The sequence below is a fragment of the Thermococcus sp. M36 genome, assembly GCF_012027355.1.
Lineage (GTDB): Archaea > Methanobacteriota_B > Thermococci > Thermococcales > Thermococcaceae > Thermococcus.
The window spans coordinates 1-390 of record NZ_SNUH01000355.1; the positions used below are offsets into that span (position 1 = coordinate 1).

The following is a 390-nucleotide window of genomic DNA, read 5'->3' on the forward strand; positions in this document are numbered from 1 at the left end:
AGTTCTATTTTTTTCTTCATAGATGCGAGCAATCAATGTATATAATTGCAAGTAATCACGCTTTAATGAAATACTTTTTTTATAATTTATAATAGCAGAGTCAAATTTCTCCTCAGAATATTTTATATCTCCACGAAGTTTGTAATACTGATAATTATTAGTATCTAATTTAATTGCCTTATTAATTAAGATTGTTGCCATTAATGAATTATCAAGCATGTTATAACTTGTTGATTCATTTGCATAGGCTTCATGATTTAAAGAATCAAATTTTATTGCATTTTCAAAATCTGCAATAGCACTTTTATAATCTTCTATTTCATTGAACATAAAGCCTCTATTATTATATGCTAACGAAAGATTAGGACATTTTAAAGTTATTATTTTAGT

The 390-nt window shown here is 24.6% G+C and carries 1 protein-coding gene; it reads right to left on the bottom strand.

What is annotated here, in order from left to right; all coding sequences use genetic code 11:
- On the bottom strand, window positions 1–390 hold a 390-nt coding region (locus E3E36_RS12650; RefSeq protein WP_206203752.1), incomplete at both ends, for a tetratricopeptide repeat protein.